Consider the following 24,790-nt stretch of genomic DNA (forward strand, 5'->3'; position numbering starts at 1 on the left):
CGCGACGGGTGATCCCGCCCCTCCTGTCCCCGGCTATGTGATCCCCCCGACCGATCGCGGCCGGGTTGTGGACCTGTGGAAGAACGGTGGCCCCGGCGTCCAGGCGGCTGCGGAAGTCGCCCTCACGGGCAGCGACGACGACGTCCAGCGCTTCCTCGGCCAGGCCGAGCTGCTGACACGGCAGGATGACCGGGTCGCCACCGCGCAGCTCGCCAGCATCGGCGGCATCGGCGGCATCGGCCTCCAGGATGCCGCGCGCAAGGCACTCGCAGGAACCCCCAGCGAGATCAAGACTTTTCTTGAGAGCGGCTGGAAGGCCCCACTTGAGCAGGACCAGCGTGTCCGGGTCGCCCAGATAGTCGACACCAGCGGCCCCAATGTCCAGGAGAAGGGCCGCGAAGCCCTCCAGAGGGGCGCGGACGCGATCACGACCTTCCTGAAGGAAGGCCAGTACTCTCAGCGCGAGCAGGACGAACGCGTCCAGGTCGCTCAGATCCTCAGCATCGGCGGGGAGAACACCCGGGCCGCGGGCCGTCTCGCCTTGCGCGGAGGGCCGGACCAGATCCGGGACTTCCTTGAAGTCGGGCAACACGTCGCCCGCGCCAAGGACCAAGAGCAAGCCACGATCACACAGCTGATCGAGCAAACGCGTGAGGCCGGCCGCCAAGCAAGCGCCGAGAAGGACGCCGCCAAAGAGGCCTCCGCGCGGGCGGTGGTAGCAGCGCATGAGGCCAAGGAAGCAGCCGACACCGCCGCCCGCGAGACAGAGGCGGCCAAGGGCGATGCGCTCAAGGCCGCGGCTGCGGCCAAGCGTGCCGCAGAGTTCACCCGCCAGGCAGCTGCGGCAGCGCAACAAGCCATCGCCGCAGCTGCCGCCGCCAATCGCGCCGCCCGCGTGGCCGCCATCGCCGCCTCAAACGCGTCCAGCGCCGCTGCGGCCGCGAGCAAGGCAGCAACTCGCGCTCGCGATGCCGCGGCCGCAGCCGCAGTCGATGGAACCAAGGCTTCTGACGCCAACAAGGCGGCCGCTGACGCCAGGGCTGCCATGGTGGGTGTCAAGGAAGTCGAAAAGGCTGCCTCGTTGGCATCCGATTCCGCCGAGGCTGCCGCCGGCGCTGTTGAAGCAGCCTTGGGAGCTGGCAAGAACGCCCTCCTGACAGCCGACGCTGCCATGGACGCCAGCCGTTTCGCCGATCAGGCGGGCGTCAGCTCCAGCGACGCTCGTGCTGCCGCCGACCAGGCTCGTCGGCATGCGAATGAGGCCAACCGTGCGGCGAACGTTGCTGCCGGCTTGGCCCGCAAGGCCGCGTTGGCCGCACGTCAGGCACGCGACGCGGCGCACTCGGCAGCCACCCACGCGGAGAACGCGGCGAACGCGGCGGAGGAAGCCGCCAAACACGCGGGAGAGGCGGCCACCGCGGCAGCAGAGTCCACGAAGCACGCCGATGCTGCGGCCCAGGCAGCCGCGACCGCCACCGATGCCGTGAACAAGGCCAAGGATGTCTACACGCTGGCCCGCGAGATCGACGACGCAGAGCTTCTGGCGCGGACGAACGCCGGCTTGGAGCTGGGGAAGGACAACAAGGCGAAGGAGGAAGCAGAGGAGGCGGCGAACGCGCAGGAAGCCAAAGAGTCCAGGGACCTCGAAGCCGAGGCGAAGCAGCTCGCGGCCGAGGCGACCAAGCCCGGTGCGAATCCGACCGCACTCGCACCCAGAGCCCGGCGAGTGGCTCTGAAGACCGCGAAGATCCGCGACGAATGGAGCAAGGTCGCAGCCGAGGTCGCACTCGCCGGATCCGATGCCGACATCGCGACCTACATGCAGACCGGGTGGGCACGTGCCGACCAGCAGGACCGGCGGGCGCAGACTGCGCGCCTGGCCGAGGAGCACCCGTCCGCAAATGTGAGGGCGGCCGCCGAGCAGGCTCTCAAGGGCGACGCCGCGGCTGTGAACACGTTCCTCGACACTGGCCAGTACGCGGTGGGCAAGGAGGACTTGCGGGTCTACATCGCTCAGGTCATTGAAAACGCCGGTCCGGTCACCACTGACGCCGGTCGTGCAGCCCTCAACTCCGGCGATGTCGCGAAGTACACCGCCTTCGCGACATCAGGCCAGTACACCGCGCGCACCCAGGACGAGCGTGTCCGGGCAGCCCAGCTCGCGGACAGCGGTGGTCCCGAACTCCAGGCTGCCGCCCGCATCGCTCTGAGCGGCTCCAAGGCGGATCTGCACGGGTTCATCCAGAGCGGCCAGTACGCGGCCCAGCAGCAGGACTGGCTCTCCACCACTCATCAACAACGCGTCCAGCAGCTGATCGCGGAAGGCGCGGTCATCGCTGCGCAGGCCGCCCAGGACTCGGCAGAGGCCGCAGAGGCCGCTGCCACGGCCCGCAAGGCCGATGAAGCGGCCCACGGGTATGCCACGCAGGCAGCTGCCTCGGCCGGGCAAGCCAAGACCTACGCAGCCCAAGCCGCAAAGTCCGCCAAGGAGGCCGAAGCCTCGGCCGCCCGCGCGGCGGAGGCGGCGAACACCGCGCGTGCCGCGGCCGCCAGCGCCGACACCGCAGCACGCAACGCCTCGCTCTCGGCCGCCGACGCGGAAATCTCGGCCCGGTCCGCCCGTACCTCGGCGTCCATCGCATGGGCTTACGCGGCAAAAGCTCGCGACACCTTCCTGCAGGCACACAACGACGCCGCCACCGCCCAGCGCGAAGCCGACATCGCCTATGCCAAGTACGTGCAGATTGCCGATGAAAAGGCAGAGAGGGACCGCAAGAACGCTCCCGGTAGAGAGGCCAGCCGCCAGTACCGCTGCGGCTACGACGGCCTGGGCTGCATGACCGCCAAGGAGCACTTCCGCTGGTGCTTGCAGGGCAAATACAACTGTGAAGCCATCAGGGCAGCACCCGAGTACTGGAAGCCCTACGCAGAGGGAACGAAGTGGGCCCTCAAAAACGGCCTGAGCCTGAGCAACCTCTACAACTGCTACACCAAGAACGATTTTGACGCCTGTGTGGACTTCTTCAAGGATAACCTGGTCAGCAACAAGATCCGTATGCTGCGGGCCAGCATGGCCCTCCTCAAGGGCGTCACGGGATCGGGTTGCTCCCGATGCTTCCCTGCCGGAACCAAGATCCTCTTGGGTGACGGATCTACACGCAACATTGAGGAAATCAAAGAAAGTGACAGCGTCCTAGCGAGTGACCCTGTTTCCAACAGTACGGGAACACGCAAGGTCACACGCAGCATCGTCACTGAAGGCAACAAACACCTCAACGATCTCGTCATACAGTCCGGCCGGCGAACTGAAACGCTCACCGCCACCAACGAGCACCCGTTCTGGAGCCCCTCGAGGAATCAATGGGTTCCGGCGCAGGAACTTCTGCCGGGCACCACCCTACGTAGTACCGACGGGACAGTGGTGCGAGTTGTATCGAACCGCTCGCGCTCCCAACTGGCCAAGACCTATAACTTCACCGTTGCAGACTTCCACACGTACTATGTCCTGGCCGGTTCGACCCCGGTACTGGTACACAATTCCAGCTGCGGTGACATCGCCCTTGGCCTGCAAGAGGTGGGGGATGACGACATGGCCCTTGACATCTTCGGAATGGAGACGGGCGCGCTCACCTACAAGGAATGGCCCGACGGAACTTCATGGCATCGACACGTTGATGCATTCCTAACCGACGGAAAGACGAACATCCACGTTAACCTCGATGGAATCGACAATCCGAAGGAATACGCAAAGTCGGGAGAGAAAATCGACCCTGCGGTAGACACTAAGGGTTTGACTGCCTGGGAGCTATACAGACTGAGTCAGTCCCCCGGCGCCTGGCCGAGAGTAACCTGGTATCGGAATGGAAAGGTGGTGAAGAATCCCTTTGAATGAGTCAGTCGATATGAGTGTAATCTGGTCGAGCGATTGCTCGTTTACCCTGTGGCAGTACGGCATCGGACACTCCAGACTACTTCTGAAGGCCAGTCCCAATTCGAGCCAATCGCTGGGGATCTTGTTCGAGGGGGTCGAGTTCGTGAAGCTCACCAGAGTATTCCCGCGACTTTCCATCAGTCGCGCCGACGTAAGTCAAGAACGCGAGATGGATGATGCGGGAGTGCGCAGCGTGCACCCATTGCTCCGACTCGCCCTACGTCATGACAGGGGAACCGGTCTTGTGGCGTGTTCTCGACTTACCGTGGGGACGGTCACCGAAATCGACGGCCGCACTCCATTCGAGTTGCACCCAGTCCTTTTGAATGTGCGTCCCTGACCCATGTGCCCCGCCGCCTCGCGGCGGGGCACATGGCCTTCTGGCGCCCATTGGGAGGGGCGCACCACCTCACCCAGGCTCTGGGCGTGCCTGGTCTGCCTCGGCGGAGACGTTGAGTTCCCCGACGTTCACACGGACCAGGCCGCGTTGGCCCGCCGCCGGGCTGCCCGGCTCGAGCGGCAGGCCTCCCTAACCGGCCGTTCACACGTGGGGGCATATGTCCAGTCAGGTGGTGGGAGTGCAGCGGATGCAGCTCCCTGGATCCGCCACAGAGCCTCGCGGTTCAGGCCGTAGGGCCACCTTGGCCAGTCGGACAGGAGGGGCCTGGCTTGCCGAGGATTTCCTGAAGGTTGACTAACGTGACAATGACTGGGGGGCCCGGACGCCGGGGCGAACATCGCGGGGGCTCCCTTCAACCGCCGCTCAGTCGAAGCGGTGACCGGCCTCCGCAAGCCGTTCGATCCGACGATGTACCGCCTCAAGCAAAACGCGTGCCGCCGACGAACCAGCACCGCTGCCTCGTCGTGAAGTCGCTCCGGGATCTACTGACGTACGCCGCTGCGGGCGGCCTCGGCACGACAGACGGTCTGCAGCAGCGGCCCCTACCGTACGTCGAGCGGGTTGACGTGCACATCTCACTCCGCAATCGTTCGGCAGGCCTGCACAGTCGCATCCGTCAGAAGCCCAGCGCAAACGACCTGGCCACGCGAGGTCTGATCCGGCCGGGCAAGGCTCTCGATCCGACCGAGGAACGCTTCGAATGTCTCGCGCCACCGGGCCGATCTACGCTGCCGCTTGTACCCACCGACTAATCTGCTGATCCGTACACCTATGATCAGCGGGTGGCCGCACCCGGGTCTGGCCCGGTCAGCAAGATCAATATCTGCAGTTCGAGGAGTCTGACCGGCCGCCGGGCCACAGGATCGGCCGGGATACCTGCGGGTCTCTGGCGGCAAATGATCGCGGCCTCCAATCTGCAAGCCGTACGGTGTCGCGGACACCGCAGGAAAAACCAGAGGTGTCATGTCCGAGAGGTCAGTCCTTGACGGGAACCTCGTCCCAGCACCGACCGAGGCGGCGCAGACAGCCCCCGCTCCTGGCCGAAGCGGCCAGCGTGTGTGGTCGAGGCGCGGCGGCGCGGTGTTCGCGCGGGCGCCGCGGATAGCCGTGCTCGACGGCCTGCGGCTGATCGCGGCGCTGTCGGTCGTCCTTTTCCACTACCTGGCCGGCTCGGGAACGATCCCCTGGCAGCGGACCGCGGTCGAGCTCTTTCCCACCCTGCACAAAGTCGCCGAGTTCGGCTGGCTGGGCGTGGTCTTCTTCTTCATGATCAGTGGGTTCGTCATCTGCATGTCCGGCTGGGGCAAGTCGCTCCAGATGTTCTGGCAGGGCCGGATCCTGCGGCTGTTCCCGCTCTACTGGGCGGCGGTCGTGCTCTCCTCGGCGGCCGCCCGCCTGGGTCCGCGGACTCCAGGCGAGCCGAAAGTCACCATCGGCCAGATGCTCACCAACCTCACGATGCTCCACGAACCCCTCGGCGTGAACAGCGTGGACAACGTCTACTGGACACTCTGGATCGAGCTGCGCTTCTACCTGATCTTCTCGCTGGTCGTCCTGCTGGGCACCAGCTACCGCCGGGTCGCCAACTTCTGCTGGGTCTGGGCGCTGGGCTCGGTCCTGGCACCGGCGTCGGGCATCCCCCTGCTCGACCAGCTCCTGGTGCCCCGGTGGGCGCCCTTCTTCATCGCCGGAATCGCCTTCTACCTGGTCCGCCGGACCGGCCGGATCGAGGGCGAGACCCTGGGCATCCTGGCACTGTCTTGGCTGCTGATGCAGCACCGCCTCCCGGTGATTATGGAGGGCGAGGGGCACGGCATCAACTGGAAGATCTGCCTCGTCGCGATCACCGCGATGTACCTGCTGATGGGTCTGATCGCGCTCGGTAAGCTGGACTGGATCCAGTGGCGCTGGCTGCCCGTCGCGGGCGCGATCTCGTACCCGCTCTACCTCGTCCACCAGTCGCTGGGAGTCCGGGTGATCTGGCGCTGGAACGAGCAGTGGGGCCCCTGGCCCACCCTGCTGGGCGTGATCGCGGGCGCGATGCTGATCGCCTGGCTGCTGTACCGCCTCGTCGAGCGGCCCCTCGTCCCGCTGCTGCACCGCCTGATCACCCCCGCCGCGCAGCCGTCCCGGTAGATCCCCGCCCCCGCCGCGGGACGGTCAGGCCGCGGGCGGGGCGTGGGTGCGGCCCAGGGTGATGGCCGTGGTCACCAGGCCGACATGGCTGAACGCCTGCGGGAAGTTGCCGAGTTGGCGGCCGGTCACCGGGTCGTACTCCTCCGCGAGCAGTCCCACGTCGTTGCGTACGGCCAGTAGCCGCTCGAACAGCTCCCGGGCCTCCTTGTCCCGCCCGGTCATGTGCAGCGCGTCGGCCAGCCAGAACGAGCAGGCCAGGAAGGCCCCTTCGTCGCCGGGCAGCCCGTCCACCGAGGGGCCCTCGGTGCTGTAGCGGCGGACCAGGCCGCTGCTGCCGAGCTCCGCCCGCACGGCGTCGACCGTGCCGATCACGCGCGGGTCGTCCGGCGGCAGGAACCCGACCCGCGGGATGAGCAGGGTGGCCGCGTCCAGTTCGCGGGATCCGTAGTACTGCGTGAAGGTGCCCCGCACCGGGTCGAAGCCGTTCTCGATCACGTCCCGGTGGACCTCGTCCCGCATGGTTCGCCACCGCTGCGCGTCACCGGGGAGCGAGGGGTCGCTCTCCATCGTGCGTACGGCCCGGTCCGCGGCGACCCAGGCCATCACCTTGGAGTGCACGAAGTGCCGGCGCGGACCGCGCACCTCCCACAGGCCCTCGTCCGGCCGCCGCCAGTTGCGCTCCAGGAAGTCGAGGAGCGCGAGCTGGATCCGCCAGGCGTGCCGCTCCGCGGGCAGCCCGTTCGCCCGGGCCAGGTAGAGCGAGTCCAGGACCTCCCCGTACACGTCGAGCTGGAGCTGGTCCACGGCGGCGTTGCCGACCCGGACCGGGGCGGAGGAGGCGTAGCCGCGCAGCCAGGGCAGGTCGGATTCGGGGATCCGGCGCTCGCCGGCGATGCCGTACATGATCTGGAGGTCGGCGGGGTCTCCGGCGATCGCGCGCAGCAGCCACGCGCGCCAGGCGCGGGCCTCGTCCAGGAAGCCGGTCTCGAGGAGGGAGCCGAGGGTGAGGGTGGAGTCGCGCAGCCAGCAATAGCGGTAGTCCCAGTTGCGGACGCCGCCGATCTCCTCGGGCAGGGAGGTCGTGGCGGCGGCCGCGATGCCGCCGGTCGGGGCGTACGTGAGGGCCTTGAGGGTGATCAGGGAGCGGGTCACCGCCTCCTGGTAGGGGCCCTCGTAGGTGCACTGGGCGGACCAGTCCCGCCAGTCGGCCAGGCTGGTGCGCAGCGCCTCGAACGGGTCGACGGGCTCGGGGCGCGGCTCGTGCGAGGCGTGCCAGGTGAGGACGAAGGCGACCCGCTCACCGGCGGCGAGGCTGAACTCCGAGCAGGTGCTGTTGGCCTCGCCCCAGGTGGGCACGGCCGGTTCACTGCGGAACCACGCGGAGTCGGGTCCGGCGACGGCGACCCGCTCACCGTCCACGCGCCGGACCCAGGGGACGACGTTCCCGTAGTCGAAGCGCAGGCGCAGCACGCTGCGCACGGTGACCTCGCCGCTCAGGCACTCGACGACGCGCATCACGTCGGGGGCGTCGTCGCGCTGGGGCATGAAGTCGACGACCTTGAACGAGCCGCCGTCCGGGGCGTCCCAGTACGACTCCAGGACCAGTGAGCCGTCGACGTAGGCGCGGCGGGTGCACTGCTCGTCATCGGGGGCCCCCGCGGGGGAAATGCGCCAGTGGCCGTTCTCCTTGTCACCGAGGAGGGCCGCGAAGCAGGCGGGCGAGTCGAAGCGCGGCAGGCACAACCAGTCGATGGACCCGTCGCGGCCGACGAGCCCGCTGGTCATGAGGTCGCCGATGAGTGCGTAGTCTTCGATGGGTTGTGTCATTTGAGCGCTGTTCCCCCGGATGCCCGGGCCCAATCAAGCCGGGACCCGGGCACCCTCTGGAGCGCGACGGTCAGTTGCGTACGAGGAGCAGCGCGCCCGCGACGACCACGGCGAGGGCGACGGCGAGGAGGCCGTGGGCCAGGCGGTGGCCGCGCAGTACGGGCAGGAAGCGGTCGGCGGCGTACTTGCCGGGGCCGGTGAGGGCCACTGCGGCCGCGGCGACGGTCAGGAGCAGCTCGTACTCGATGCCCTTGGGGGCGAAGAACGCGCCGGCTCCGTGGACGGCGATCGCGTTGATCATGGTGCCGACGACGGCGGCTCCGGCGAGCGGGGTGAGCAGCCCGAGGGCGAGGCCGAGGCCGCCGAGGGTCTCGGTCAGGCCGGCGACGACGGCCATCGCGTCGCCCGCGGGGTAGCCGCTGGCGGTGAAGAACTGGCCGGTGCCGCTGAGGCCGCCGCCGCCGAACCAGCCGAAGAGCTTCTGGGTGCCGTGGCCGGCCATGGTCAGTCCGAGGACGAGGCGCAGGAGGAGCAGGCCCGCGTCGTGGGCGGGGGTGGAGAAGGCGAGCGGGACGGCCGGTACGGCTGCGGCCTGCGGCTTCGTCGCGGTGACGGAGGGGCTGGTCATGGGGGGATCCTTCCGGTCGGGCGGTCCGGGCGGGGACGGGGTTGCAGTGGAGCACGGTCGTTCAAATTCGAACCGCCAGTCCAGACCCTAACGAGTGATTCAAATTGGAACAACCCGTGTAGGCTGGGCGCATGGCTGAAACGAGATGGCTGGACGAGCGCGAGATGCGCGCCTGGAGCGGCTTCCTGGCCGCGTCCGCACTGGTGAACCGCCGCCTCGACCAGCAGCTCAAGGACGACTCCGGCCTGTCGCACCCGCAGTACGAGATACTCGTGCGACTCGCTGCGGCTCCGGACGGCGAGCTGCGGATGACGGAACTGGCCAATGGCCTGATCAATTCGAAAAGCGGGCTGACCTACCAGGTCACCCAGCTGGAGAAGGCGGGGCTGGTCCGCCGCCGCAGCTGCCCTTCCGATGTGCGCGGGGTCTTCGCCGTCCTCACGGCCGCCGGCCGGGCCCGCCTGGAGGAGGCCGCTCCGGGACACGTGACGGCGGTCCGGGAGGCGCTGATCGACGTGCTCACGCCCGCGCAGCTCGAAGCGCTGGCGGACGGGCTGGGCGAGGTCAGCCGCCGGCTGCGCGAGCACGGCAGTTGACGGCCGGCAGTTGAGGGCCGGCGGTTGACGCACGGCGGATAGTGGACGGCAGGGCGCGGATGGCGCGGCCGGACGGGGTATAGGGGTGACATGGACGCAACGGTCTGGCTGACGATCGCCGCGGTCGTCGCCCTCGGGCTGGCGATCGCGGCCGGCGTGCTCCTCGTCCGGGTCTTCGCGGCGCGGCGGCTGCTGCTCGACGCGGGGATCCCGCTGCGCGACAAGGCGCTGTTCTGGGTCGCGGTGATCTACACCGTCTCGCCGGTGGACCTGATCCCGGACCCGGTGTACCTCGACGACATCGGCGTACTGCTGCTGGCGCTGCGCTCCCTGCACGCGGCGGCCGCGGCGGTGCGGCCGGGCGCGACGGCGCTCCCGAAGCCCGCCGGGGCGAAGGAGCCGGACCCCGCGTAGGCGGGCCGCCGCACCCCCGACGCCCCCTGGATCGGGGGGTGCCAGCGGCCTCCTGCACCACGGTCCGCATGCCTCGCGAAGATCTTGACGCCCTGTTCTCCTCGGTCGCCGCCGCTCCCTGATCCGGCCTGGTCGACAAGACACCCCTGGGGCACGACGCGTACGCGGAGCAGATCGCCGCGGCAGAGCCCGGCATGCCGTGGCGGACCGTATGGGGCTGGCGGCGGCCGGTCGGGGCCTTCCTGGCCGAGCCGAACCTCGGCGGGGACGCCTCGGCGCCGGCCTTCGACGGCCGGAGGGCCGGAGCCTGCTGAAGGTCTGGTCGCTGAGGACCGAGGAGCGCCGGTTCGACCCGCCGCCCGCCGCCCGCCGCCCGCCGCCGGGGAGTCGACCCGGCGCCCGGCGGAGCCCGAGGAGGCGGGGCCGGTCCTCTTCGAGCCCGCCGAAGAGGCCTGGGCCCTGCACCACCCGGGCCCTGAGAGGACCTCGTACCTCTCGGCGGGGGCCGCTTCCTGCTTGCCGAGGCCCGCGGGATCGCGGTGGTGGAGCGCAATGCGGCGGTGGCCGCGACCCGAGCCCGTTGGGCGCGGCCCGCGTGGAGGCGGTGTTCGGCGCCGACCGCACGGTCCGCGTACCGGATGCGCGGCTGCCCGCGGAACCGGCCCGCCTCCGGACCGGGGAGCTGATCAGCACGGTGGGACTGCCGCGCCACTGGGCTGCGCGCGTGACCTCGTCCGAGCTCGCCTGGACCGAGGAAGGGCCGGTGGAGCCGGAGTCCGAGGCCGGTTTCGAAGGCTCCTGCACCTGGGGACGTCGAGCTGGGCCACGCCGAGCCTGGAGTCCGACGACCCCGAAGAGGCCGGCGCCGCGGCCGAGGAGCACGTCTTCGCGTCCACCCCGGGGCGCGGCCGCCATCCGGGGCCAGCCCGGCCCCGGCTCAGCGGACGCCGCGGGGGCGGTACTGGATGCTGATGCGCGGGCCGACGGCGCGGGTGGACTTGGGGATCGCGTGCTCCATCGTGCGCTGGCAGGAGCCGCCCATCACGACGAGGTCGCCGTGCCCCAGGGGCAGGCGCAGCAGGGTCGGCCCGCCGTCGCGGGGGCGCAGGACGAGATCGCGGGGGTCTCCGACCGAGAGGATCGCGACCATCGTGTCCTCGGTGGCGGACCGTCCGATGCGGTCCCCGTGCCAGGCCACGCTGTCGCGGCCGTCGCGGTAGAGGCAGAGCCCGGCGGTGGCGAAGGGCTCCCCCAGCTCGGCGGCGTAGTGGCGGGTCAGCGCGGAGCGGGCCTCGGTGAGCACCGGGTGGGGCAGCGGCTCTCCCTCGTCGTAGAAGGCCAGCAGGCGGGGTACGTCGACCTCGCGCTCGTACATCCGGCGGCGCTCGGCACGCCACGGGACGTCCCCGGCCAGCCGCTCGAACAGCGTGTCGGCGCCCGAGAGCCAGCCGGGGAGGTGGTCGACCCAGGCGCCGGCGCCGAGCCCGGTCCGGCGCAGCCCCGAAAGCGGGCCGAGGCGGATCTCGTCGCCCTGGTCGAAGAGGGAGCCCTGGAGGCCGGGGATCGTACGCACGGGTCCATCATATCGCGCCACTCGAACATTCGATCGATTCACGGCCCAGAGGCACCCGCCGCCCCGGAAACGGGCCGTCAAGGTATCGCTAGGGAGGCATTAAGGAGCCGTCAAGACCGCTGCGGCCGCGCGTACGGACGGCCGACGGCGCCGGGGTCCCGGTCCGACGCGTCCGCGCAGGTGGGAGGCGGGTTCCGGGCGGAGTGCGAGGCTCCGACCAACCGGAGCAATCCCCCGGGCGGCACGGCCGGGGGCCCGTCAGCATGAGAACGCGCGCGTGCACGAATGATCGAGTTCCGTACGCTTGCCCAGCCGTCGCACCGATGGCCGGATCCAAGCCGTACGAAGGAGCACCCGCGATGGCCACCCCCACCCAGCCGAGCCGCCTGAGGGCATGGCTCCTGGAAGGCCTGACCGACCAGGCGAAGCACCGGTCGGGCCATCAACCGGAGGGGGAGCCCGGCGGGAGCGCAGCGCCCGCGGACCACGGGCGGCCGTGGTGGCGCGTGATGTGCCTGACCGGCCTCGACTACTTCTCCACCCTCGGCTACCAGCCGGGCATCGCGGCGCTCGCGGCCGGCCTGCTCTCCCCCCTGGCCACGATCGTGCTGGTGGTGCTGACCCTGCTGGGGGCGCTGCCCGTCTACCGCCGCGTGGCGGAGGAGAGCCCGCACGGCGAGGGGTCGATCGCGATGCTGGAGCGGCTGCTGTCGTTCTGGAAGGGCAAGCTGTTCGTCCTGACCCTGCTGGGCTTCGCGGCCACCGACTTCCTGATCACGATCACCCTGTCGGCGGCGGACGCGACAGCGCACATGATCGAGAACCCGCACCTGACCAGCACGCTCACCGGGCACCAGGTACTGATCACCCTGATCCTGATCGCCTTGCTGGGCGGCGTGTTCCTCAAGGGGTTCAGCGAGGCCATCGGGGTCGCCGTGGTCCTGGTCTTCTCGTACCTCGCGCTGAACGTCGTCGTCATCGGGGTCGGCCTGTGGCAGGTGGCCGGCGAGCCGCACGTCGTCGGCGACTGGAAGGAGGCACTGACCGCCGAGCACGGCAACGTGTTCATGATGATCGCCATCGCTCTCGTGGTCTTCCCGAAACTGGCGCTGGGCCTGTCCGGGTTCGAGACGGGCGTCGCGGTCATGCCACACGTCCAGGGCTCCCCCGACGACACGGAGGAGAAGCCCGCGGGCCGGATCCGCGGCACCAAGAAGCTGCTCACCACCGCCGCCGTGATCATGAGCGTGTTCCTGATCACCAGCAGCTTCGTCACCACCCTGCTGATCCCGCCCGCAGCTTTCCAGCCCGGCGGCGAGGCCAACGGCCGCGCCCTGGCCTACCTGGCCCACGAATACCTGGGCTCCGCCTTCGGCACCGTCTACGACATCTCGACCATCCTCATCCTGTGGTTCGCGGGCTCCTCCGCCATGGCCGGCCTGCTCAACCTGATGCCGCGCTACCTGCCGCGCTACGGCATGGCTCCGCACTGGGCCCGCGCCCTGCGCCCGATGGTCATCGTCTTCACCCTGATCGCGTTCCTGGTGACCTGGCTCTTCGACGCCGACGTCGACGCCCAGGGCGGCGCCTACGCCACCGGTGTCCTCGTCCTGATCACCTCGGCGGCCGTCGCCGTGACCATCGCGGCCCGCCGGGCCGGGGAGCGCGGCTGGACGGTCGCCTTCGGCGTGATCTCCGCCGTCTTCGTCTACACCACCGCGGTCAACGTGGCCGAACGCCCCGACGGCGTGAAGATCGGCGCCTGCTTCATCGCAGGCATCATGGCCCTCTCTCTGCTCTCCCGCCTCGCCCGCGTCTTCGAGCTGCGCGTCACGCACGTGGAGTTCGACGACATGGCCCAGCGGTTCATCCGCGACACCGCCAACCGCACGATCCGTTTCATCGCCAACGAGCCCGACAGCCGGGACCTCGACGAGTACAGGCTGAAGAAGGCCCAGATCCGCGCGGACAACGACATTCCCTCCGACGAGGACGTCATGTTCGTCGAGGTCACCGTCCTGGACGCGTCGGAGTTCGAATCGGGCATGCGGGTGAGCGGTGAAGTCCTGCACGGCCGCTACCGCGTCCTGACCCTGGAGAGCTCCAGCATCCCCAACGCACTCGCCGCGCTGCTGCTCCACGTACGGGACGAGACCGGGCAGCGGCCGCACATCTACTTCGAGTGGACCGAGGGCAACCCGATCTCCAACTTCCTGCGCTTCTTCCTCTTCGGGCAGGGCGAGGTCGCCCCGGTCACCCGCGAGGTCATCCGCGAGGCGGAGCCCGACCGCAACCGCCGCCCCCACGTCCACGCCGGCTGACGGCGAGCCGTATCAGCAACCCGTCATGGTCCGCGGCTTCCCCGTCAGGAAGCCGTCAGGAAGCCGTCAGGAAGCCGTCAGCGGACCGCCCGCACCCGCCCGCCCCGCGCTTGCATGGGAGCCGGAAGCAGACCGGATGAGGGGTGGACGGTGGACGCGGTGCGGCACAGGGTCGTGGTCGGTGTGAGCGGGAGTTCCGGCAGCCTCACGGCCCTGCACCGGGCCGCCGCCGAGGCCCGGGGGCGCGGCGCGGGGCTGTGGGTGGTCCTGGCCTGGCAGGCGCCGGGCGGGGACGTCGGCAGCCGCGGCCCGGGCGGGGTCCCGGTGCTCGCCGCCGCCAAGGCCGCTGCCGTGGAGCGGCTGCGGCTCGCCCTCGACACCGCGTTCGGTCCGGCCGGACCGGGAGTGGCCCTCGCGGGCCACGCCGTACGGGCCACGGCCGGCGCGGCCCTCCTGGACGCGGTGAGCGGCCCCGAGGACCTGTTGGTCGTGGGGACGGGTGCGCGGGGGGCCGTACGCCGCCTGCTGCGGCCCTCGGTGGCCCGTCACTGCCTGGCGCACGCGCCCTGCCCCGTACTGGCCGTGCCGCCGTCCCCGCTCCAGGCCGAACTCGACGCCGTCCACCGGCGGAACGTCTGGCGGCTCCCGCTGGACACGCGCGAACTCGCGCAGTGGGGCACGGTTCGCCGGCCCGGCCGGTGACGGCGTCCGGCCACGCACGCACACCGTCCGCAACCGTCTGACCGGGCGCGGACCGGGCCCCGTACGTACCGTGGGAGGGCAGCCACTCACCACCGGAGTCGCCATGAGTGCCTACCCCCCGATCGCGGAACACGGTCTGATCGGCGATCTCCAGACGGCCGCGCTGGTCTCCAGCGCCGGGACCGTCGACTGGTGGTGCACGCCGCGGTTCGACTCGCCCAGCGTCTTCGGATCCCTGCTGGACCGGGCCGAGGGCGGCCACTGCCACCTCGCGGTCGATTTGGACCAGGTCCCCGACGTGACGGTCAAACAGCTCTACCTGGCCGACACGGCCACGCTGGTGACCCGCTTCATGACCCCGGACGGCGTCGGCGAGGTGGGGGACTACATGGTCCCCGACCCGTCCCGCGAGGCCACGCCCCGGCATCGGCTGCACCGGACCGTACGCGTGGTGCGGGGCAGTCTGCCCTTCACCCTGGAGGTCCGGCCCCGGTTCGACTACGGCCGGGCCCCGCACTCGCTGAGGCTCCTGGACGAACGAACGGCCCTGATGCGGGGCCCGGGAACCGACCTGTTCGTCCAGACGAGCCACCCCGTCACGCTCACCCCGGACGGGCAGGACGCCGTGGGGCGCTTCACCCTCGCGGCGGGCGACGTGGCCGCCGTCGTCCTGACCGCCGACGCCGGCGGCAGCCCGCGCCCCGATCCGCTGAGCGCCGAGCGCGCCCGCGCGGACTTCGACCGGTGCCGGGGCTTCTGGCACGACTGGCTGCTCACCTCCACCTACCGGGGCCGCTGGCAGCAGATGGTGAACCGGTCCGCCATCACCCTGAAACTGCTCACGTATGCCCCCACCGGCGCGCCGATCGCCGCCGCGACGATGGGACTTCCCGAACAGATCGGCGGGGAGCGCAACTGGGACTACCGCTACACCTGGATCCGCGACGCCTCCCTGTCGGTGCGCGCGCTCACCAAACTCGGCTTCACCGAGGAGGCCATCGCCTTCCGCCACTGGATCCGCGACCGCTTCGAAGCCGGCGGCTCCGCCTCCGGCCACCCCCTCCAGATCATGTACCGCATCGACGGGGACCCCCGTCTGCCCGAGGAGGTCCTCGGCCACTGGGAGGGGTACCGGGGATCGGCACCCGTCCGGGCCGGCAACGCCGCCGCCGACCAGATGCAGCTCGACATCTACGGGGAGGCCGCCTACGCGTTCGGCGAGGGCCACGACATGGGCGCGCTGCGCGGCTGGATGGCGTTCACGACGCTCATGGACTGGTTCTGCGACCGCTGGGACGTTCCGGACGAGGGGATCTGGGAGACCCGCGGGGGCCGACAAAACTTCACCTACAGCCGCCTGATGTCGTGGGTCGCCTTCGACCGGGCGATCCGCCTCGCCCGGGCGCACTCGCGGCCCGCGGACACCGCCCGGTGGACGGCGGCCCGCGACGCGATCTTCCTGCAGATCGCGGAGCGCGGCTGGAGCACCGCGCGGCAGGCCTTCGTACAGAACTACGCCTCGGACGTCCTCGACGCGTCGCTGCTGCTCATGCCCAAGGTCGGTTTCATCTCGCCCACCGACCCGTCCTGGCTGTCCACGCTCGACGCGATGGACCGGGAACTCGTCAGTGACAGCCTGGTCTACCGCTACGACCCGGCGGCCTCGCCCGACGGGCTGCGCGGCTCGGAGGGAACGTTCAACCTGTGCAGCTTCCTGTACGTCGAGGCGCTGGCCCGGGCCGGCCGGATCGTCCAGGCACGGTACGCGTTCGACAAGATGCTCACGTACGCCAACCACGTCGGCCTGTTCGCCGAGGAGATCGGGGCCTCCGGCGAGCAACTGGGCAATTTCCCGCAGGCGTTCACTCACCTGGCGCTCATCGACGCCGCGTTGGCGCTCGACGAGGAACTGGACCGCCGGTCGTCGTGATCCCGCCGGTCGTCGTGAGCCCGCAGTCCGGCGGGGTCGGGGGCGAAGGCGCTGTCCCCCGCCCGCTCGCCATGTGCGCGCACGACACCGGCGAAGGGCAGTCCGGCGTTCGACCTCCGTCGGGGGTGGCGGGGTGTTCGGTGACGCTGTGCCGTGCGGACGAGGAGTTGCTGCGGTTGTTGTGGGACGCGCCCCTCCGGACTCCGGCCCTGCGGTGGGGCTGCTGAGAAGGTGGGAGGACACGGCGGACAAGTCGTGGACACGGTGAGGAGACGGAATTGCGCGACACGGAATTCTTCCGGAGCTGGATGACGGCCGCCGCGGCCGCGGTGGAGCGCGAGGCGGACCGGCTGACCGAGCTCGACTCCCCCATCGGGGACGCCGACCACGGGAGCAATCTGCTGCGCGGCTTCACTGCGGTACGGGCGGCGCTGGCGGCGGATCCCGCCACGAGTCCGGGGGCGGTGCTGGTGCTGGCGGGGCGGACGCTGATCTCGACGGTCGGCGGGGCGTCGGGCCCGCTGTACGGCACGCTGCTGCGGCGGACGGGCAAGGAGCTCGGGGAGTCCGCCGAGGTCTCCGACGAAGAGCTGCGCAAGGCCCTGTACGCGGGGGTGGGCGCGGTGGCGCAGCTCGGCGGGGCGGCGCCGGGTGACAAGACGATGCTGGACGCGCTGGTGCCGGGGGTGGCGGCGCTCGGCACCTCTTACCGGGCGGCCGCGGAGGCGGCGCAGGACGGGGCGCAGGCGACGGTGCCGATGCTGGCCCGCAAGGGCCGGGCGAGCTACCTCGGTGAGCGGAGCATCGGCCACCAGGACCCCGGGGCGACGTCTTCGGCACTGCTGCTGGGGGCCCTCGCGGATACGGCCGACGCGACGGATACGGCGGAGGCGTCGTGAGCGGGCCGGAGGTCGGGATCGTACTGGTGTCGCACAGCGCGGCGGTCGCGGAATCCGTGGCGGACCTGGCGCGGGGCCTGGCGGCGGGCGGCCCGGTCGTCCCCGTGGCCACGGCGGGCGGTACCGCGGACGGCGGCCTGGGTACGGACGCGGAACGCATCGCGGCGGCCGCGCACGAGGTGGACCGGGGAGCGGGGGTCGCGCTGCTGGCTGACCTGGGCAGCTCGGTGCTGACGGTGAAGGCGCTGCTGGTGGAGGACGAACTCCCGTCGGGGTCCCGGCTGCTGGACGCCCCGTTCCTGGAGGGAGCAGTGGCAGCGGTGGTGGCGGCCTCCGCGGGCGCCCCCTTGGACGCGGTGGCCGCGGCGGCCGAAGAGGCCTACACGTACCGCAAGGTCTGACCTGCGGGCGGCCCCCGCCGGTCGGACGCCGGCCCGCGCGGCGGCGGCTCCGCCGACGCGGCCGGCGGCCGGCCGGGGTGCCCTTTCGGGGCGCGCCGGCCCGGCTCGGCCGTGTCTTTCGGATGGGGGTCCGGTCAGCGGACGCGGCCGCGGAGGGATTCGATCTCGCGGCGGTCCCGCTTCGTGGGGCGGCCCGTGCCGCGGTCGCGGACGCCGACCACCTCGGCCTCGATGCGCGTCGGCGCCGGGGGGCTGTTGTCGACGAAGCATTCGGCGGCCACCGGCGCACCCACCCGCTTCGTCACCGGCCGCTTCACCACGACGATGCGCTCGCGCCCTGCGTGGAACAGCCGTACCTCGTCTCCCGCCCGCACCACCTGCGCCGGCTTCGCGCGCTCGCCGTTGACCTTCACATGGCCCGCCCGGCAGGCGGTCGCCGCGACCGAGCGGGTCTTCGTCAGACGGACCGACCAGATCCAGGCGTCCACCCGAGCGGATCCCGCGGTTCCCGTTCCTGCGCCTGTTCCCGCGCCCGTGCCCGCACCCGTTCCCGTTGCTTCATCAGCCATGCCGAAACTCTAGCCAGCCGGGCCGCCCCGAGCGGAATGCATATGGGAGGAATCGCCAAGAGGCATGGCATCTGCCATGTGCATCAGCCCAAGAGAATTGCAAATGCGGGACACGTGCCCCTACCTTGTCGCTCATGCAGTCCTACACCATCGGGCAGGCGGCGCGCCTGCTGGGCGTCAGCCCGGACACCGCCCGCCGCTGGGCCGACGCCGGCCGGGTCGCGACCCACCGCGACGACGCCGGCCGGCGGCTGATCGACGGCCGCGACCTGGCCGCCTTCTCCGTGGCGGTGGGCCAGGGCGCCCACGCCGAGGACGAGGAGCCGTACACCTCGGCCCGCAACGCGTTCCCCGGCATCGTCACCGCCGTCAAGCTCGGAGACGTGGCCGCCCAGGTCGAGATCCAGGCCGGTCCCCACCGCCTGGTCTCCCTGCTCACCCGTGAGGCCGTCGAGGAACTCGGACTGGAGGTCGGCATGCAGGCCACCGCCCGCGTGAAGTCCACCAGCGTGCACATCGACCGCACCTGACCCTCCAGCACCTGCGCACGTTCTCACCCGCTCCGCCCGTCCCCGGCGCGGGTCACCACCACGCGGAACCGGCACCGGCCCGGCCGCCGACCCGACTGAGGAGCACCAGCTCATGTCCCCGATCCCGAACCGCCGCAGTGCCTTCACCGCCGCGCTGACCGCCGCCCTCCTCGTGCCCGCGCTGGCCGCCTGCGGCAGCGGCGACAACAAGAGCCCCGGCGCCGCGGCTTCCCCCGCGGCGGCCGCCTCCGCCTCCACCTCCGCCGAGCCGAAGGCCGCGAACCTCACCGTCCTCGCCGCGTCCTCCCTGACCGACGTCTTCAAGACCGCGGGCGCCGCGTACGAGAAGGCGCACCCCGGCACGAAGGTCAACTTCTCCTTCGCCGGCTCCCAGGAGCTCGCCGCCCAGGTCAAGCAGGGCGCCCCGGCCGACGCGCTGGTCACCGCCGACACCAAGACCATGGACGGACTGAAGGCCGAGACCGACGGCCCGGCGGTCATCGCCAAGAACCGCCTGGTCATCGCGGCCGGCAAGGGCAACCCGTTCAAGGTCGACGAGCTGAAGGACCTGGCCGACACCAAGATCAAGGTGGTGCTCGCCGCGCCCGAGGTCCCGGTGGGCCGCTACAGCAAGCAGATCCTCGACGCCCAGAAGATCGAGGTGAAGCCGGTCTCCCAGGAGGCCAACGTGCGCGCCGTGCTGAGCAAGGTCGAGCTCGGCGAGGCCGACGCCGGCCTCGTCTACAAGACGGACACCCTCAAGTCCGGTGACAAGGTCTCCGTCGTGGACATCCCGGACGCCGAGAACGCCGTGGCCTCCTACCCGGCCGCCCGCCTCAAGTCGTCGAAGAACGCCGAGGCCGCCGCCGCGTTCGTGGCGTGGCTGAGCACCCCCGAGGCGCAGAAGATCCTCCAGGACGCGGGCTTCCAGAAGCCGTAGCAGGCACCGCAGCCGCACGGATCGAGAGGGACTGCCCGGTCCGGGGGGACGGGCGGTCCCTCTCGGCGTGTCCCCCGTCGACTCCCCGTGGGCGCCGTACTCCACGTACCGGCCCCGGCACCGGCCCCCCGTACGCTTCAGCCAGGAATCCACATGAGCAGACACCGCACCCGCACCCGGCCCCCCGTGACCCTGGCGCTCCCCGCGCTGCTCGCCGTCGCGTTCCTGCTGCTGCCCCTCATCGGCATCCTCACCCGCACCGAGTGGGGCGAGATCGGCACCCACCTCACCAGCCCGGGTGTCGTCCAGGCGCTGCGCCTCTCGCTCTTCGTCTCCCTGTGGGCGCTCGGCCTCTCCCTGCTCCTCGGTGTGCCGCTGGCCTGGCTGCTGGCCCGGGTCCCGTTCAAGGGGAAGGCGTTCGTCCGCTCGTTGGTGCTGCTCCCGATGGTGCTGCCGCCGACCGTCGGCGGCGTGGCGCTGCTGCTGGGCTTCGGCCGGCGCGGACTGCTCGGGCCCTGGCTGGAGGGCACGTTCGGGATCACGCTGCCGTTCCACACGTCAGGGGCCGTCGTGGCGGCCACCTTCGTCGCCATGCCCTTCCTCGTCATCAGCCTGGAGGGGGCGCTCGGCGGCCTCAAGCAGAGCTACGAGGAGACCGCCGCCTCCCTCGGCGCCTCGCCGGTCCGGGTGTTCTTCACCGTGACCCTGCCCATGGTGGCGCCCGGCCTGATCGCGGGCGCCGCCCTCACCTGGGCGCGCGCGCTCGGCGAGTTCGGCGCGACCATCACCTTCGCGGGCAACCTGCCCGGCACCACCCAGACCCTGCCGCTCCAGGTGTACCTGCTGCTCCAGGACGAGCCGGAAGCCGCCACCTCCGTCTCGCTGCTCCTGCTGGTGATCGCCATGGCCGTACTGATCGCCCTGCGCGGCCGCTGGACGGGCACCCCGGCCGCCGCCGGGCCCGCCGCGGCCCCGGCCGCGCCGGACGAGGCGGCGGCCGCGGCCCCCGGAGCCGGGGGGACGCCGGGCGCGCCGGTGACGGCTGAGCTGCCGGCCGCTCCGGCCGGCGCCCCCGACGACGACGGCCACTGGCCGCTGCACGCCACCGTCACCGGCTTCAACGAGCTCACCCTGAACGCCGATCCCGGCACCACCATCGCCGTCGTCGGCGAGAACGGCGCGGGCAAGACCACCCTGCTGCGGGCCCTGCTCGGGCTCACCCCGCGCGCCCACGCCGAACTCCGGCTCGGCGACACCGATGTCACGGCGCTGCCCCCGCACCGGCGCCAGGTGGCCTGGGTCCCGCAGGACGGCGCGCTGTTCCCGCACCTGAGCGCGCTGGCCAACACCGCGTACGGGCTGCGCGCCCGCCGGGTACCGCGCGCCGAGGCCCGCCGCGAGGCGCGGCTGTGGCTGGACCGGCTCGGCGTCGGCCACCTCGCCGCCCGCAAGCCCGCACAGCTCTCCGGCGGCCAGGCCCAGCGCGTCGCCCTGGCCCGCGCGCTGGCCGCCCGGCCGCGCCTGCTGCTCCTCGACGAACCACTCGCCGCCCTCGACCAGACCACGCGGGCCCGGGTCCGGCACACCCTGCGCACGCACCTGGCTGGCTTCGGCGGCGTCTGCCTCATCGTCACCCACGACCCCGTCGAGGCGGTCTCCCTCGCCGACCGGGTCCTCGTCCTCGCCGACGGCCGCACCCTCCAGGACGCCCCGCCCTCCGAGGTCACCCGCCACCCCCGCTCCCCCTGGGTCGCCCGGATGCTCGGCCGCAACGCCTGGTCCGGCACGGCGTCGGCCGACGGCCTCGTACTCGCCGCCGGGGGACGGCTGGTGGTGGCCGAGGCACTGCCCGAGGGGGCCCCCGCGCTGGCGATCATCGGCCCGGAGGCGGTCTCGGTGCACCGCGACCGCCCCACGGGCAGCCCGCGCAACGTCTGGCAGGGCTCCGTACGGGAGATCACGGCGGTCGGCAGCCGGCTGCGCGTGCTGGTCGGCTCGGCCGAGGCGCCCGACCTGGTCGCGGAGATCACCCCGGAGGCGGCGGCCGAACTGGGCCTCGTGGACGGCTCGAAGGTGTGGACCAGCGTGAAGGCGACCGAGGTCACGCTCGTGGAGCTCTGACCCGTACGGGTTCAGGGCGTCACGCTCGTCGAGCTCTGACCCGTACGGGTTCAGGACGTATGCCGGACGGAGAGCCAGTCCCCCGGCGCGTAGGCGTCGACGCCGACCAGGGTCCGGCCGGTGCGCGGGGCGGCCACCGAAAGGACGCCCTCGGAGCGGTCGGCCGCGAACTCCGGGGCGCCGAAGGTGAGGACGGCGGCCCGTTTGCCGGTGGTGCGCCGGAACTCGGCGAGCAGACGCCCCGTCAGGGCCGTCTCCTTGCGGTCCACGGTGTCCGGCGCGTACGCCCGTACGACGGCCAGCGCGCCCGTGTCCGGCTCCCGGGCGGCAGCCGCCAGGGCCTCGCGCAGGGCCCGCATCCGATCCAGGCCGCCTCCCGCCAGGGTGGGCTCGGCGGTGTCGAGCGGCAGGAACCGCACACCGCGGTGCACGAACTCCGGCCGGTCGGCGCCGGTCAGCACGAAGTCGGCACCGGTGTCCCCGGACCCGGCACCGCCCCCGCCCCGGCCGCCGACGGCGAATCGCCACGGCCGGGCCCGGACCACCGCCTCGCCGGCCTCGATCGGATCCCGGACCACCGGAACGGCGGCGGGCCCCGTCGGCGGGGTCCGGGCGCCGAGCGTGTCGAGCGCGAGCCGTCCGGGGCGGGTCCCCCCGACCGCCGAGAGCCGGGTCACGGTGAGCGGCGGCTGTGCGGTGGCCGGCAGCGGAAGGGTGACCTCCCGCCAGCCGGTCCAGTCCGCGGCGGGCCCGCGCACCGTGACGGCGGCCCCGTCCGCGTCGGCCAGTTCCACGGCCGGCCGGGCCCCGGAGCCGTCGCCGCCGACCCGGAGAGTGAGCGAACGGGCCAGTTCCGGGACGGGTACGGGCCGCGGCGCGGCGGCGCTCGCCTGTGCCCCGGCCCGGGGCAGGTGCAGGGCGAGCCCCGCGCCCGGATGCCCCTCGGCCACGGAGGCGCCCGCTCCGGTCCACTCCCCCGCGTCGGCCAGATCAGCGAGCGGCAGGGTCACCAGCCCGACGCCGAGCGGGATGTCGACGGCCGCGCGCGGCGGGCCGCCGGCCGCCCGGACCGTGGCGCGGAGGTGGCCCGTGGCCTGGGGGGCGAGGGCGGTGACGGTGAACCCGCCTCGGCCGTCATCGGCGACGTTCCACCGGGACCGGTCGAACTCCAAGGACACGTCCCGGGGTTCCACGACGGCGGCCGCGCCCTGCCCGTCGTACCCGGTCAGCCGGAACCCCGCCGTCTCCCCCTGCTCGGCGAGCCCGATCCGGGCCCGGGTGGACCGGATCCGGGTGAGCGGGCCGAGCACCTCAAGCGGCAGCGCGCCGTGCGCCGTCGTGCGCCGGGCGTGCGCCGTCGCACGGCCGGGGCGCACTGCGTGGAACACTCCGGCGGAATCGACGCTGCCGACCCCCTCGGCGGACCACACCGGCGCGCCCGGGGCAGGACCGAGCCGTGCGTCGTACCCGGTGGCCGAGAGGGTCCGGGTGAGCCCGGGGAAGACCCTGGTGAAGTCCTCGGCGGTACCGCCGACGGGCTCGATCCGGTACCCGGCGGCCCGGCCGGAGCCCGCCGGGGCCGTGAGGACCAGCCCGTTCGCCACGGGCCGCGCCGGCCCGTCCGACGGCGAGTTCTCCAACACCAGGGCCTTCGCCCCGCTCAGCCCCGCGAGCAGGGTCGAGGAGCCGCCGCCGTCGAGGTTCAGGGCCTCGTACGCCCCGAGCCGGTGCATCATCGCGCCCAGCGCGGTCAGGGTGAGGCCGCCGCTGTCCCGTTGGCGGCCGTCGACGGTGACGATCCGCAGCCGCCGCCCGTCGCGCGAGAACCCGACGGCCGTGCGCGGGGCGGCGGTGTTGTTCGGTTCGCCGTCGTGGTTCTGCGGGACACCGGCGACGACGAGGGCCTCGCGCCCGCCGACGGCCGCCACCGGGACCGGTCCGGCGCCCGCGACGGCCCGGGCGGCGACGGCCACGGCGTCCCCGGGCCGCAGGGCGGCGAGTTCGGCGGCGGCCGACCCGTCCGCGGCGGCCGCCGCCAGCAGCGTGGTGCCGGGTTCCGGACGCTCCCGGCGCACCGGGCCCCGTACGGGCCGGGCGGCCGCCGTGACCCGGCCGTACCGGACCGCCACGGCGGTACCCAGCGCGGGCAGCTCCGTCCCCGGCCAGTCGGCGGTGTACGCGGACAGGCCCCCGGCGGCCGGCCGGGCCGCGTTGTAGCCGGTCAGCGGGCGCACCGCCCCGCCGGGCAGGGTGGCGCTCCCGTCGAGGCCCAGGCTCAGGACCCGGCCCCTGCCGTCGGCCCCGAACCCGACGGCAGGGGCCGCGGCGGGCCCCGGGCCCGCGGCGTGGAGCAGCCGGCCGGCGCCCAGGCCGGCCCCGAGCGGCGCGCCCGTGCCCCGGATGTCGAAGAAGTCGCCGTTCACGGCGGCCACCACGCGCCGCCCGGGCCCCGCCGGGTGGCGTGCGGCGGACTCGGCGACGGTGGCCGGGCCGTGGCCGCCCAGGTACTCGGCGCGCACCCCGCCGCTCCCCCCGAGGTCGACGAGGAGCTCGTCGATCCGCAGCCAGCGGTCGGCCTCCAGCCGGTCATAGGACTCCAGCCGGATCCCGGGGGCGATCTGCCGGCCGGTACGGGCGGTCTCGATCCCGTCGGAGCCCGCACCGGCGGCGAGCGCGGGGGCGGGGGCGGCGAGTACGGCGGCGAGCAGGACGGGCAACAGCGGACGCAGGCTCAGCACCCAGGCAGGATCGGCCACTCGGCCCGTCCCGGGCGGGCACGACCGCACGTGCCCCGCGGTTTCAGCCATTCGCCCGCCATCCGGCGCGCAGAAAGGATTTTGCCGCCGGATGCCGGACTGGCAAGGTTCGAGCG

17 protein-coding genes are annotated in these 24,790 nt (G+C 72.1%); 12 read left to right on the forward strand and 5 right to left on the reverse strand.

Features of this window, described 5'->3' with window-relative positions; translation table 11 throughout:
- The first annotated feature begins 37 nt into the window (after positions 1 to 37).
- Together ACIBAD_RS01585 and ACIBAD_RS01590 are read left to right on the forward strand one after the other, a co-directional pair.
- Positions 38 to 3,892, forward strand: coding sequence for a polymorphic toxin-type HINT domain-containing protein (locus tag ACIBAD_RS01585; protein WP_398903634.1), 3,855 nt, complete (start codon positions 38 to 40; stop codon positions 3,890 to 3,892).
- Between the two features lie 1,495 nt (positions 3,893 to 5,387).
- The gene (locus tag ACIBAD_RS01590) at positions 5,388 to 6,467 is read left to right on the forward strand and encodes an acyltransferase family protein (RefSeq protein ID WP_398903637.1); all 1,080 of its coding nucleotides are present in this window, start codon (positions 5,388 to 5,390) and stop codon (positions 6,465 to 6,467) included.
- Positions 6,468 to 6,491: 24 nt separating this feature from the next.
- Here the strand turns inward: ACIBAD_RS01590 and ACIBAD_RS01595 are convergent, their stop codons facing one another.
- Complete coding sequence (locus ACIBAD_RS01595) at positions 6,492 to 8,294, reverse strand: glycoside hydrolase family 15 protein (RefSeq protein ID WP_134068152.1); 1,803 nt, start codon at positions 8,292 to 8,294, stop codon at positions 6,492 to 6,494.
- 70 nt (positions 8,295 to 8,364) lie between these two features.
- Positions 8,365 to 8,922 carry a DoxX family membrane protein gene (locus tag ACIBAD_RS01600; RefSeq protein ID WP_134068153.1) on the reverse strand — a complete coding sequence of 186 codons (558 nt, stop codon included), beginning with the start codon at positions 8,920 to 8,922 and terminating at the stop codon, positions 8,365 to 8,367.
- Positions 8,923 to 9,053: 131 nt separating this feature from the next.
- Between ACIBAD_RS01600 and ACIBAD_RS01605 the strand changes: the two genes are divergently transcribed.
- Together ACIBAD_RS01605 and ACIBAD_RS01610 are read left to right on the forward strand one after the other, a co-directional pair.
- Entirely contained in the window at positions 9,054 to 9,518 is a 465-nt protein-coding gene (locus ACIBAD_RS01605) for a MarR family transcriptional regulator (RefSeq protein ID WP_134068154.1), read from the forward strand.
- Positions 9,519 to 9,608: 90 nt separating this feature from the next.
- Entirely contained in the window at positions 9,609 to 9,932 is a 324-nt protein-coding gene (locus ACIBAD_RS01610) for a DUF1232 domain-containing protein (protein WP_134068155.1), read from the forward strand.
- A gap of 937 nt (positions 9,933 to 10,869) precedes the next feature.
- On the opposite strand, the gene ACIBAD_RS01615 is transcribed toward ACIBAD_RS01610, so the two are convergent.
- Positions 10,870 to 11,505, reverse strand: coding sequence for an alpha-ketoglutarate-dependent dioxygenase AlkB (locus ACIBAD_RS01615; protein WP_398903640.1), 636 nt, complete (start codon positions 11,503 to 11,505; stop codon positions 10,870 to 10,872).
- Positions 11,506 to 11,864: 359 nt separating this feature from the next.
- On the opposite strand from ACIBAD_RS01615, the gene ACIBAD_RS01620 reads away from it, so the two are divergent.
- The 5 genes from ACIBAD_RS01620 (at position 11,865) to ACIBAD_RS01640 (ending at position 17,758) form a co-directional block, all read left to right on the forward strand.
- Complete coding sequence (locus ACIBAD_RS01620; RefSeq protein WP_134068156.1) at positions 11,865 to 13,826, forward strand: APC family permease; 1,962 nt, start codon at positions 11,865 to 11,867, stop codon at positions 13,824 to 13,826.
- Positions 13,827 to 13,985: 159 nt separating this feature from the next.
- Entirely contained in the window at positions 13,986 to 14,528 is a 543-nt protein-coding gene (locus ACIBAD_RS01625; RefSeq protein WP_398903643.1) for a universal stress protein, read from the forward strand.
- Between the two features lie 103 nt (positions 14,529 to 14,631).
- On the forward strand, positions 14,632 to 16,458 hold the full coding sequence (locus tag ACIBAD_RS01630) for a glycoside hydrolase family 15 protein (protein WP_398903645.1): 1,827 nt from the start codon (positions 14,632 to 14,634) through the stop codon (positions 16,456 to 16,458).
- A 278-nt stretch (positions 16,459 to 16,736) separates the two neighbouring features.
- Complete coding sequence (dhaL, locus tag ACIBAD_RS01635) at positions 16,737 to 17,357, forward strand: dihydroxyacetone kinase subunit DhaL (protein WP_166681940.1); 621 nt, start codon at positions 16,737 to 16,739, stop codon at positions 17,355 to 17,357.
- On the forward strand, positions 17,354 to 17,758 hold the full coding sequence (locus ACIBAD_RS01640; protein ID WP_134068159.1) for a PTS fructose transporter subunit IIA: 405 nt from the start codon (positions 17,354 to 17,356) through the stop codon (positions 17,756 to 17,758). Before dhaL ends, ACIBAD_RS01640 begins: the two co-directional genes overlap by 4 nt.
- Before the next feature lie 134 nt (positions 17,759 to 17,892).
- Here the strand turns inward: ACIBAD_RS01640 and ACIBAD_RS01645 are convergent, their stop codons facing one another.
- A complete protein-coding gene (locus ACIBAD_RS01645; RefSeq protein WP_134068160.1) occupies positions 17,893 to 18,327 on the reverse strand; it encodes an RNA-binding S4 domain-containing protein in 435 nt (144 codons plus the stop codon).
- 134 nt (positions 18,328 to 18,461) lie between these two features.
- Between ACIBAD_RS01645 and ACIBAD_RS01650 the strand changes: the two genes are divergently transcribed.
- The 3 genes from ACIBAD_RS01650 (at position 18,462) to ACIBAD_RS01660 (ending at position 21,918) form a co-directional block, all read left to right on the forward strand.
- Positions 18,462 to 18,857 carry a molybdopterin-binding protein gene (locus ACIBAD_RS01650; RefSeq protein ID WP_053692665.1) on the forward strand — a complete coding sequence of 132 codons (396 nt, stop codon included), beginning with the start codon at positions 18,462 to 18,464 and terminating at the stop codon, positions 18,855 to 18,857.
- A gap of 112 nt (positions 18,858 to 18,969) precedes the next feature.
- On the forward strand, positions 18,970 to 19,797 hold the full coding sequence (gene modA, locus ACIBAD_RS01655; RefSeq protein WP_398903649.1) for a molybdate ABC transporter substrate-binding protein: 828 nt from the start codon (positions 18,970 to 18,972) through the stop codon (positions 19,795 to 19,797).
- 153 nt (positions 19,798 to 19,950) lie between these two features.
- Entirely contained in the window at positions 19,951 to 21,918 is a 1,968-nt protein-coding gene (locus ACIBAD_RS01660) for an ABC transporter permease (protein WP_398903651.1), read from the forward strand.
- Positions 21,919 to 21,968: 50 nt separating this feature from the next.
- Here ACIBAD_RS01660 and ACIBAD_RS01665 read toward each other — a convergent pair whose 3' ends face one another.
- Positions 21,969 to 24,656, reverse strand: a complete 2,688-nt coding sequence (locus ACIBAD_RS01665; protein ID WP_398903653.1) for a phosphodiester glycosidase family protein — start codon at positions 24,654 to 24,656, stop codon at positions 21,969 to 21,971.
- Positions 24,657 to 24,790: the final 134 nt, after the last annotated feature.

This window comes from Streptomyces sp. NPDC051109, assembly GCF_044455885.1.
In the GTDB taxonomy this organism is placed as follows: Bacteria; Actinomycetota; Actinomycetes; order Streptomycetales; family Streptomycetaceae; genus Streptomyces.